This is a genomic window from Arcobacter pernae (assembly GCF_049472135.1).
Taxonomy (GTDB): Bacteria; Campylobacterota; Campylobacteria; order Campylobacterales; family Arcobacteraceae; genus Arcobacter_B.
The window spans coordinates 21,967-32,028 of record NZ_JBMOVV010000016.1; the positions used below are offsets into that span (position 1 = coordinate 21,967).

General features: G+C 31.5%; 9 protein-coding genes. All 9 read left to right on the forward strand.

All coding sequences use genetic code 11. The annotated features are described in order from the left end of the window. The first annotated feature begins 1 nt into the window (after window position 1). Window positions 2-508, forward strand: coding sequence for a NuoI/complex I 23 kDa subunit family protein (locus ACH5BF_RS13515; protein ID WP_423274786.1), 507 nt, complete (start codon window positions 2-4; stop codon window positions 506-508). Beyond that, on the forward strand, window positions 501-1,037 hold the full coding sequence (locus ACH5BF_RS13520; protein ID WP_423274787.1) for an NADH-quinone oxidoreductase subunit J family protein: 537 nt from the start codon (window positions 501-503) through the stop codon (window positions 1,035-1,037). The genes ACH5BF_RS13515 and ACH5BF_RS13520 overlap by 8 nt, the downstream gene beginning before the upstream one ends. Continuing rightward, complete coding sequence (gene nuoK / locus ACH5BF_RS13525; protein WP_423274788.1) at window positions 1,034-1,348, forward strand: NADH-quinone oxidoreductase subunit NuoK; 315 nt, start codon at window positions 1,034-1,036, stop codon at window positions 1,346-1,348. Before ACH5BF_RS13520 ends, nuoK begins: the two co-directional genes overlap by 4 nt. Further along, window positions 1,345-3,231: an NADH-quinone oxidoreductase subunit L gene (gene nuoL / locus ACH5BF_RS13530; protein WP_423274789.1), complete on the forward strand. Its 1,887-nt coding sequence runs from the start codon at window positions 1,345-1,347 to the stop codon at window positions 3,229-3,231. The genes nuoK and nuoL overlap by 4 nt, the downstream gene beginning before the upstream one ends. Before the next feature lies 1 nt (window position 3,232). Then, window positions 3,233-4,720 (forward strand): complex I subunit 4 family protein, encoded by a 1,488-nt coding sequence (locus ACH5BF_RS13535; protein WP_423274790.1) that lies wholly within the window; start codon window positions 3,233-3,235, stop codon window positions 4,718-4,720. Further along, window positions 4,717-6,237, forward strand: coding sequence for an NADH-quinone oxidoreductase subunit N (locus ACH5BF_RS13540; protein ID WP_423274791.1), 1,521 nt, complete (start codon window positions 4,717-4,719; stop codon window positions 6,235-6,237). Before ACH5BF_RS13535 ends, ACH5BF_RS13540 begins: the two co-directional genes overlap by 4 nt. A gap of 220 nt (window positions 6,238-6,457) precedes the next feature. After that, window positions 6,458-7,258 carry a fumarate reductase cytochrome b subunit gene (locus tag ACH5BF_RS13545; protein ID WP_423274792.1) on the forward strand — a complete coding sequence of 267 codons (801 nt, stop codon included), beginning with the start codon at window positions 6,458-6,460 and terminating at the stop codon, window positions 7,256-7,258. Next, complete coding sequence (locus tag ACH5BF_RS13550) at window positions 7,258-9,243, forward strand: fumarate reductase flavoprotein subunit (RefSeq protein ID WP_423274793.1); 1,986 nt, start codon at window positions 7,258-7,260, stop codon at window positions 9,241-9,243. The genes ACH5BF_RS13545 and ACH5BF_RS13550 overlap by 1 nt, the downstream gene beginning before the upstream one ends. Beyond that, window positions 9,243-9,977: a fumarate reductase iron-sulfur subunit gene (locus tag ACH5BF_RS13555; protein WP_423274794.1), complete on the forward strand. Its 735-nt coding sequence runs from the start codon at window positions 9,243-9,245 to the stop codon at window positions 9,975-9,977. Before ACH5BF_RS13550 ends, ACH5BF_RS13555 begins: the two co-directional genes overlap by 1 nt. Window positions 9,978-10,062 lie beyond the last annotated feature (85 nt).

The window sequence follows — 10,062 nt, forward strand, 5'->3', positions numbered from 1 at the left end:
AATGGGAATTAAAGTAGTAAAAAGACACGGTAAATCATTTAAAGATAGACTATACTTACCTGCTATTGCAGGTGGTATGAAAACTACACTTAGACATTTTACTAAGAACCTAAAAGACATAGATAATTTAAAGACTATGCAATATCCTGAAGTTCAACCAGATGATTTAACTGAAAGATATAGAGGTGTTCATAGATTAACAAAATGGGAAGATGGTAGTGAGAAGTGTGTTGCTTGTTATATGTGTGCAACTGCATGTCCTGCTGAATGTATTTTCATAGATGCAGAAGAAAGATTTGATGATAAAGCTGAAAAAAGACCAAAAGAGTTTAAAATCGATTTATTAGAGTGTGTATTTTGTGGATATTGTGTAGAAGCTTGTCCTTGTGATGCTATTAGAATGGATACTGGTATTTTCTCTTTTACAGGTTCTAAAAGAGAAGAGTTTATACTTGACAAAAAAGCACTAATGAAAAATGAAAGAGCAAAGGATTTAAGTGATGATTGATTTAATATTTATTGGCTTATCATTATTAGCTATTTTAGGTGCAGTTGCCATGATAGTTTATTCAAATCCTATGTATAGTGCACTTGGAGTTTTAATCTCTATGTTAAGTGTGGCTGGATTATTTGCTTTATTAAATGCAACTTTTTTATTTTTAGTTCAAATAATAGTTTATGCAGGTGCTATTATGACTCTAATTCTTTTTATTTTAATGTTCTTAAATATTAAAGAAGAAGATTTACCAAAAGAGCCTAAAAAATTTCAACATATAGCTATTGGTGCTTTAATTATGGTACCTTTAAACTATTTAATAATTAGTGCAGTAGCTAAACTTCCTAAAAAAGACTTAGGAATTAGTGAAACTGATTTTGGAGATATTAAACCTATAGGTATTCAGCTTTTTGATAATTGGTTAGTTGCCTTTGAACTTATTTCTATTTTACTTCTAATAGCTTTAATTGGTTCAGTGGTATTAGCTAAAAAAAGAAAATCAAAAGTTCACAATGAAGTACAACAAGGAGAGCAATCATGATTTCATTAACATCTTATGCCTTTGTATCTATGATGCTTTTCTCACTTGGTGTGATTGGAGTAATTGCAAGAAGAAATGTTTTTGTAATTTATATGTCAATTGAAATGATGCTAAATGGGGTGAATCTATTTTTGGTAACATTTGCTAGGTATCACTTTGATATGGATCCACAAATTATTACTATTATGGTTATAGCCATTGCTGCTGCTGAAGCTGCAGTATTTTTATCTGTAATTATCCTATTATATAGATCAAGAAAATCTCTTGATTCTGATATATTCAATACTTTATCACAAGGAGAGAAGTCATGAGTACATCACTTTTAGTATGGATTATCTTATCTCCTTTATTAGGTTCTATTTTACTTGGGGCTTTATATTTTTATCATATAAAAAGAAAACCTATATCTGAATTAACATTTAGTTTAATAGGTTGTATTACACCATTAATTTCTTTTTTAATTACTCTTTGTCTTTTCTTACAAATGAAAGAAGAAAACATTACTTTTAATCAACATTTATTTACTTGGTTAAATATTGATAAATTAAATATTGACATGGCACTTTTAGGTGATAATCTATCTATTTTTATGTCAATGTTTGTGACATTTGTTGGTTGGTTAATTCACATTTATGCAATAGGATATATGAGAGGTGATAATGGCTTTGGTAAGTTTTTTGCTTACTTCAATCTTTTCTTAGCTTCTATGCTTATTTTAGTATTGGCTGATAACCCAATTATTCTATTTATTGGATGGGAAGGTGTTGGAGTTTGTTCATACCTTCTAATCAAATTCTATTATGGTAAAAAAGAGAATGTAGTAGCTGCGAACAAAGCTTTTATTGCAAATAGAGTTGGTGACTTTGGTTTCTTACTTGGTGTTGTAACACTATTTTTTGCTTTAAGTGGAGTTGACTTATCTTTTGCTTCTTTAGAAGCTAATATCTCAAATGCTTCAACTGAATTACTTGTACTATCAGGTTTTTTACTATTTGTAGGAGCTATGGGAAAATCAGCACAAATTCCTTTATATGTTTGGCTTCCAGATGCAATGGCAGGACCAACACCAATTTCAGCACTTATTCACGCAGCAACAATGGTAACAGCTGGTGTTTATATGGTAGCAAGATTTCACTTCTTGTATGTAGGAGCTGAAGAAATAGGTTTATTTATAGCTTATATTGGTGCATTTTCAGCTCTTTTAGCTGCAATTATTGCAACAAGACAAACTGATATTAAAAAGATTCTAGCTTACTCAACTATGAGTCAATTAGGATATATGTTCATAGCAGTTGGTCTTGGTTTTTATTCAGCTGGATTATTCCATGTATTTACACATGCTTTCTTTAAAGCAATGTTATTTATGGGTGCAGGTGGTATCATAATTGCACTTCATCACAAGCAAAATATCTTTGAAATAGCACAACATAGAGCACAACTTCCAATTATTAAATTTACATTTTTAATTGGAGTTATTGCAATTTCGGGTATTCCATTCTTTTCTGGATTCTTCTCAAAAGATGCTATTTTAGCAGCTGCATTCCAAGAAGGTCAATATTTAATCTGGCTTATAGCCTTAGGAACAGCTTTCTTAACAGCATTTTATATGTTTAGAATGTACTTTATCGTTTTTGTAGCCCCTACAAAACATAAAGTAGAATATGTTTATACATCAAAAACTATAACTATTCCACTACTTTTATTAGCAATAGGTGCTGTTTTTGCAGGATATTTAAATTTAGCTCCAATATTTGGAGGAGAAGCACAAGTTGATTCTTGGTTAGCTCAGCTAAATTCTAAAACAATTCACATGAGCCATGCAGTTGAATGGATACTAATAGTTTTATCTGTTGCTGTTGCCGTTGCAGGAATCTTTGTTGCATATAAAAAATATGCAAATTTTGATGTAGAGAAACCTGAAGAAGAAGTTGGTCTTATTGGAAATAAATTCTATGTAGATGAAATTTATGATGCAATTTTTGTTAAAACTGCAAAAAAGCTATCTGTATTTATAGATAAAGTTTTAGATGATAAGGTTATTGATGCATTTATTATGAACTCATCTAGAACATTTGTAAATATAGGTAAAAAAGTTGCGATGATGCAAAATGCAAATGTAAGATTTTATGCAGTGTTTATGCTAATAGGTATGACATGTATATTTATCTATTTAATTAATACACTAGGATTATAGTATGAGTGCTGATATTCTTTCATTTATTATATTTTTACCTGCAGTTGTTGCATTTGGATTAATGCTTACAACAAGAGATGTAAATACAATTAGAAATATTGCTTTTTTAACTACTACTGTTATTCTAGCTTTAGTACTAAAAATCTATATAGAATTTGAACCAAGTTCAGGTATGCAATTTGTAACTAATGTACCTTGGATTTCAACATATGGTATTAACTATTATATAGGTTTAGATGGTTTTTCTTTAACAATTCTAATGATGATTGCCATTTTAATTCCAACTTCATATCTTTTATTATGGGAAGGGAAAACAAAAGGTTATTGGATAAATATGCTTTTAGTTCAATCTGGTGTTACAGGAACACTTCTTTCACTAGATGTAGTTCTTTTTTACTTTTTCTGGGAAGTTATGCTTTTACCAGTATTCTTACTAATTGGACAATATGGATTTGGTAATAAAGTATTCACAACTATTAAAGTAACTGTATATACAATGGTTGGTTCACTTTTAATGTTTATTGCAATCTTATACCTTGGTGTTACATACCATAATGAATTTGGAATTTGGTCATTTGCTTATGATGAATTAACAAAAATCACTACTTTAGATTACACTGCAAAAGTATGGCTATTCCTAGGTTTCTTAGCAGCATTTGCTATTAAAATTCCTATTTTCCCTCTTCATACATGGATTATGGAAACATATAAAAATGCTCCTACTGGTGCAGTATTTTTACTATCTTCAATTATGGCAAAACTTGGAGTTTACGCAATAGTTAGATTTATGATTCCAATTTTCCCAGATATTTACGTAGAATTTTCAGCATGGTTTGTTGCAATTGGATTATTTGGGTTAATCTACTTTGGTATTGCAGCACTTATGCAAGATGATATCAAAAGAATGTTTGCATACTCTTCTGCTTCACACTTAAGTTTTATTGCTGCTGGTATTTTTTCATTAAATGAATATGGTATAAATGGAGCTTTATATTTAATAATCGCCCATGCAATTGCAACAGGTGCTTTATTTTTACTTATTGGCTTACTTCAAGAAGAAACTGGATTTAAAACTATTAAAGATTTAGGTGGTATTGCTAAACAAGCTCCTGTATTTACATTTATCTTTGCTGTTATGCTTTTTGCAAATGTAGGACTTCCTGGAACTAATGGTTTTGTATCTGAACTTTTAATTATCTTTGGTATTTATGAGTTTAATCATACTTTAGGTTATATCTCAGCACTTACTGTAATAATTGGAGCTTCATATATGTTATGGATGTTTCAACGAGCAATTTTACAAGATAGACCAGAAGGTAGTGATATTGTAAAAATGAGAGATTTAAAAATCAAAGAGATTATTGGACTTGCTCCTTGGGTATTTTTAGTATTCCTTATGGGATTCTATCCAGAAGTATTTATTGACAAATTTGAGCCAACAGTAACTCACTACTTAAATGACATTTTACAAATTGGAGCAACAAAATGAATCAATTTATCCATTTAATTCCTGCATTAACTGTTTTATTAGGTGCTTTAATACTTATGATTATGAGTATGTATGAAAGATATACAGTTAAAAACTATATTATAGTTGCTTCTTTATTTTTAATTGTAGCATTAGGATTTTCCCTTGCACAATTAGGAGAACTATATAAAGTTCAACCATACAATGAACTTTTTCATAATACTTTAGTTTTTGATTCATTTTCAAACTTCTTTAATATTTTACTAATTGCAGGTACACTTTTAACCCTTTTAATTGGTGAGCACTATTTCCAACATAGATCATACTTCAAAGGTGAATTCTTTTGTATATTACTGTTTGCACTATTTGGAATGATGCTATTAGGACATTCAAATGAACTTATAACTGCTTATGTTGCACTTGAAGTAGCATCATTTTCTGTATATATTATGGTTGGATACAATAGTGATGATTCAAAAAGAGTTGAAGCTATTTTTAAATACCTAGTGTTAGGTTCATTTATTGGAGCATTTTACTTATTAGGATTAGTATTAGTTTATGGGGCAACAGCAAGTACAAATTTAAGTGATATATCAACATTTATTGCAAGTGCAAGTGATGAAAATATGGTTTTAGTTTATATTGGATTAACTCTAATTTTATTTACATTTCTTTTCAAGATTGCGGCATTCCCATTCCAATCATGGGTGCTTGATGTTTATAGAGGTGCACCAATGGTTATTACTGCGTATATGGCATCAACATTTAAAATTGCTATATTCTCATTTTTCCTAAGAGCCTTCTTACAACACCTTGGATTTACTATTGATTTTTGGGATACAATTATGTCAGTTATAATTGTATTTACATTAGTTTTTGGTACATGGTTAGCAGTAACACAACAAATAATCAAAAGAATGTTAGCTGCTTCATCTATTGTTCACACTGGTTATTTATTACTTGCATTTATCGCTTTAAGTTATAAAGATGGTGAAATTATAAATATTGATTCAGCATATGCAACAATGTTTTATTTAATTGCTTACCTTTTCTCTGCTCTTGGTGCATTTGGCTTAGCTTCACATATTATTTCTGAAACAAATGTAAGAGTAACATATGATGACTTTAAAGGGTTAGCAAAAGAAAGACCTTTTTTAGCTGCAATGATGACAATCTTTTTATTCTCACTTGCAGGAATTCCTTCAACAATAGGATTTATTGGTAAATTTTATGTATTTACTGAGGCAATAAATGCTGGATATGTGGGACTTACTATATTAGCAATTATTGCTACAATTGTTTCAGTTTATTATTATTTTAAACTTATTGCAATGATGTATTTTTACCCAACAAAACAAGAATGTATTTCTCAAGAATTCAATGATAAAAGAGTTTCTACCTATGCAATTGCATTTTTAGCAATCTTGACTATTTTAGGTGGTATTGGTTCAGCTATCGTGTTCTTTATCCCTGCAATGAATATTGACCAAATAATTCAATTAGCTCAAATTGCAGTGCAATCACTATTTATAAAATAGTTGTATCAAATAGTAACAAGAGAAGGTAAATTATTTTTCTAAGAAAAAATTAATTTTTCCTCTTTAAAAGCCCTATTATAGGGCTTTAAAATCTCAAAATAACTTTTATCATAAAAATATCATCTATATATGCTGTATCTTACCTAAACGAAAAACAAGTCCTCTTTAGCTATTATATTGCTATTATTCATATAATCTAAATCACAAGAAAGGATAGGAAATGAGTGACCTAATAGAAGGTTATTTAGGTAAAACGGTTGAGGGAAGAAAGAGTAGATTACCTGCGAAGCTTGATTATCTTCAAAGTGCAACAGGGCTGTTCTTAGCATTATTTATGTGGGCTCACATGTTATTAGTATCTTCGATATTAATTTCAGAAGACTTCATGTACAAAGTAACAAAGCTTTTAGAGGCTAGTTTCATTTTTGAGGGTGGAAACCCATTATTAGTAACGATTGCAGCGGCTGTTGTATTTGTTATATTTATTGCACATGCTGGTTTAGGTATGAGAAAGTTACCTGGTAACTTTAAACAATACCAAGTTATGAAAGCTCACGCTAAACATATGAATCACGATGATACAAAATTATGGTTTACACAAGCAGGAACAGGTTTTGCTATGTTCTTCTTAGGTTCTGTACACTTATATATCATCATGACTAACTCTGCTGATATTGGACCTTACGCTTCTGCTGATAGAATTTGGTCTGAGTGGATGTGGCCATTATATATTTTACTTTTATTAGCTGTTGAATTACACGGAACAATTGGTCTTTACAGACTATGTGTAAAATGGGGATGGTTTGACGGAGACAACCCAAGAGAAAACAGAGTTAAACTTAAAAAAGTAAAATGGGGATTAACAGTATTCTTCTTAGTATTAGGTTTTGCTTCTTTAGCAGCATATATGAAAATCGGTATTGATCAAGTTAACAACAACAATGTTGGTAACAAATATCAACCTACTGCAAAAGTAATGGAATACAAAATGCCAAATAAAACTATTGGAGGAATTGCGTAATGAAAATTAATTACTGTGATGCGTTAGTAATTGGTGGTGGTCTAGCTGGTCTTAGAGCTGCTGTTGCTGCACAAAAGAAAGGATTAAACGCTGTTGTTTTATCTTTAGTTCCAGTTAAAAGATCGCACTCTGCTGCTGCACAAGGTGGTATGCAAGCTTCATTAGGTAACTCTAAAATGTCTGACGGAGACAATGAAGATTTACACTTTGCTGATACTGTAAAAGGTTCTGACTGGGGATGTGACCAAGAAGTTGCGAGAATGTTCGTACATACTGCACCAAAAGCTATTAGAGAATTAGCTTCATGGGGTGTGCCTTGGACTAGAGTTAAAGCTGGTACTAGAGAAGCAGTTATCAATGCAAAGAAAACTACTATTACAGAAGATGAAGATAGACATGGATTAATCCACTCAAGAGACTTCGGTGGTACTAAAAAGTGGAGAACATGTTATACAGCTGATGCAACTGGACATACAATGTTATTTGGTGTTGCAAATGAAGCTTTAAAACATGATGTTGATATTAGAGATAGAAAAGAAGCATTATCATTAATTCACGAAGGTGGAAGATGTTATGGTGCTGTTGTTAGAGATTTAATTACTGGTGAATTAGAAGCTTACGTTGCAATTGGTACTTGTATCGCAACTGGTGGATACGGAAGAGTATTTAGACAAACAACAAATGCTGTTATCTGTGAAGGTACAGGTGCTGCTATTGCTTTAGAAACTGGTATTGCTACATTATCAAATATGGAAGCTGTACAGTTCCACCCAACTCCAATCGTTCCATCTGGTATTTTATTAACAGAAGGATGTAGAGGTGATGGTGGTATATTAAGAGATGTTGATGGTCACAGATTTATGCCTGATTACGAGCCAGAAAAGAAAGAGCTTGCTTCAAGAGACGTTGTTTCTAGAAGAATGATTGAGCATATTAGAAATGGAAAAGGTGTTCCTTCTCCTTACGGTTACCACGTATGGTTAGATATTTCTATTCTTGGTAGAGAGCACATTGAGAAAAACTTAAGAGATGTACAAGAAATTTGTCAAATCTTTAATGGTATTGATCCAGCTGACGAAGGTAAAAAAGGTTGGGCTCCAGTATTACCAATGCAACACTACTCAATGGGTGGTATTAGAACTAAACCAACTGGTGAGTCTACTAGATTATCTGGTTTATTTGCTTGTGGTGAAGCATCTTGTTGGGATATGCACGGATTTAACAGACTTGGTGGAAACTCAGTATCTGAAACAGTTGTTGCGGGTATGATTATTGGTAACTACTTTGCTGATTACTGTTTAGAAAATGATGTAACAATTCCTACTTCAACTGTTCAAAAATTCATCGATGAGCAAGATGCTTATTTAGATGAAATTCTTTCTTACAATGGTAATGAAGATATCTTCAGAATCAAAAGAAGAATGCAAGAATTAATGGATGAAAAAGTTGGTATCTTTAGATCTGGTGAGCCATTAAAAGAAGCAGTAGAAGAGTTAAAAGACTTATTAGTTAAAACTAAACAAATTACTGTTAAATCTAAAGAAAGATCTGGTAACCCAGAATTAGAAGAAGCTTATAGAGTTCCAAGAATGCTTAAAGTAGCACTATGTGTTGCTAAGGGTGCTAGAGACAGAACTGAATCTAGAGGTGCACACTATAGAGAAGACTTCTTAAAAAGAGATGATGCTAACTGGATGAACAGAACATTATGTTCTTGGCCTAATCCAAATGATTTAGAGCCTACAATTGAATACGCTGATTTAGATATTATGACTATGGAAATGCCTCCAGCATTCAGAGGTTACGGTGCTAAAGGTATGATTATTGAAAATGAACTTTCAGCTAAGAGACAAGAAGAAGTTGACTCTATTAGAGAAAAAATGGAATCTGAAGGTAAAGATAGACATGAAATTCAAGATGCATTAATGCCATTTGATTTACCAATGAACTATAAAGAGAAAAACGAAAGAGCAGGAGATAAATAATGAGCGTTGAAAAAGGTAGAGAAATAACTATATCAGTTCTTAAATTTAATCCAAGAAGTAAGGTTTCAAAACCTCACTTTGTTGACTATAAATTAGAAGAAACTCCAGGTATGACTCTTTTTATTGCATTAACAAAAATTAGAGAAGAGTTAGACCCAGATTTATCTTTCGACTTCGTATGTAGAGCTGGTATTTGTGGTTCTTGTGGTATGGTAGTAAATGGTAAACCTGCACTTGCTTGTAGAACATTAATTGCTAACTACCCAACTGGAAATATCCAATTAATGCCAATGCCAGCATTCGAACTTATCAAAGATTTATCAGTTAATACTGGTAAATGGATGGATGGTATGTCTAAGAGAGTTAATTCTTGGATTGTTAACAATGGTGAAGAGACTGATATTTCTAAAATGGAAGAAAGAGTTGATCCAGATGTAGCTAACGATACTTTTGAACTTGATAGATGTATTGAGTGTGGTATTTGTGTTGCTTCTTGTGGTACAAAACTTATGAGACCAGATTTCGTAGGACCTGTTGGATTAAACAGAGTTGCTAGATTTGAAGTAGATCCTCATGATAAGAGAACTGCTGAAGACTTCTACGAGTTAATCGGTGATGATGATGGTATCTTTGGTTGTATGTCATTAATGGCTTGTGAAGACCACTGTCCAAAACATTTACCATTACAAAACAAAATCGCTTACTTAAGAAGAAAACTAGTAGCATTAAGATAATTACAAAAGAGGATTTCCTCTTTTGTTTTATTCATTATATAAGTAGAAAAAGTTAAGTATCAATTTCATTTGATATTTAACTTTT

Excerpts from the sequence above, each read along its gene's own strand:
- ACH5BF_RS13515 (WP_423274786.1), top strand. The coding sequence starts at position 2 with ATGGGAATTAAAGTAGTAAAAAGACACGGTAAATCATTTAAAGATAGA.
- ACH5BF_RS13520 (WP_423274787.1), top strand. The coding sequence starts at position 501 with ATGATTGATTTAATATTTATTGGCTTATCATTATTAGCTATTTTAGGT.
- nuoK (WP_423274788.1), top strand. The coding sequence starts at position 1,034 with ATGATTTCATTAACATCTTATGCCTTTGTATCTATGATGCTTTTCTCA.
- nuoL (WP_423274789.1), top strand. The coding sequence starts at position 1,345 with ATGAGTACATCACTTTTAGTATGGATTATCTTATCTCCTTTATTAGGT.
- ACH5BF_RS13535 (WP_423274790.1), top strand. The coding sequence starts at position 3,233 with ATGAGTGCTGATATTCTTTCATTTATTATATTTTTACCTGCAGTTGTT.
- ACH5BF_RS13540 (WP_423274791.1), top strand. The coding sequence starts at position 4,717 with ATGAATCAATTTATCCATTTAATTCCTGCATTAACTGTTTTATTAGGT.
- ACH5BF_RS13545 (WP_423274792.1), top strand. The coding sequence starts at position 6,458 with ATGAGTGACCTAATAGAAGGTTATTTAGGTAAAACGGTTGAGGGAAGA.
- ACH5BF_RS13550 (WP_423274793.1), top strand. The coding sequence starts at position 7,258 with ATGAAAATTAATTACTGTGATGCGTTAGTAATTGGTGGTGGTCTAGCT.
- ACH5BF_RS13555 (WP_423274794.1), top strand. The coding sequence starts at position 9,243 with ATGAGCGTTGAAAAAGGTAGAGAAATAACTATATCAGTTCTTAAATTT.